The sequence below is a fragment of the Bartonella sp. AP150HLJHH genome, assembly GCF_042196385.1.
Lineage (GTDB): Bacteria > Pseudomonadota > Alphaproteobacteria > Rhizobiales > Rhizobiaceae > Bartonella.
The window spans coordinates 1-782 of sequence record NZ_JBHIQC010000113.1 but is presented as its reverse complement, the minus strand read 5'-3'; the positions used below and the strand labels follow the sequence as shown (position 1 = coordinate 782).

General features: G+C 42.1%; 1 protein-coding gene. It reads left to right on the top strand.

The features are described 5' to 3' along the window. Nucleotides 1–60: 60 nt before the first annotated feature. Nucleotides 61–782, top strand: a 722-nt coding sequence (locus tag ACFING_RS09960; protein WP_375630812.1) for a DUF3792 domain-containing protein, incomplete at its 3' end; no start/stop codon positions are given.

Here is a 782-nt window from a genome sequence, read left to right as displayed (position 1 = left end):
CTTTTGGAACATAATTAGCAAAAAGGCATTGTATCTCCAGCATATTCAAGGAGATAAAACATGGAAACTCGCATTCCTGAAAACACACCATTTGAGACGAATTTTCTAGGAGAAACATCTCTAGAAGAAAAATATTCACTCTTTCACACACCCATTTCATGGTCCGCAATCTTTGCGGGACTGGTGACGGCTCTTGCCACCTCAATCTGCCTCTCTTTTCTGGTCGCCGCTTTAGGCTTAAGCCAAATGGATTTCACTTCTTCAACCCCATTTGAAGGCTCTTTCCTCTCCTTTGGCGTGGGTTCTGTTATCGTTACACTGATTAGCCTAGCCTTGGGAGGCTTTGTAGCTGGACGTTTTTCTGAAACCTCAGGAACGCTTCATGGCTTTCTCACTTGGGCTCTCATAACATTGCTGATGACCCTCCAAGCCATCCACGTGGTTTCTAGTACAGCAAAGATAGGAGCTAAAACGGCTCTCGAAAACAGCTCCATGATCCAACAAACCGTAGACAGCCTAAAAAACAATATTTCCCCTATACTTGCAAACTTAAACAGCGAAAGTCTTGAACAGTTTTTTGCAAAAAACAGTGACAATGATATCAATTTTGACCAACTTTCGAGTGAATTGCGCACCCTTCTCAATAAAAGCGACATTCCTGCTCTCAACCCTGATCGCTTAAAACAAACCTATCAAGCTGCACTCAATGATATTGGTTCTGCGATAACAGCTTTCAAAAATGATCCTTCTTACTATCGCACCACTTTAAAAAATCTTGGTGA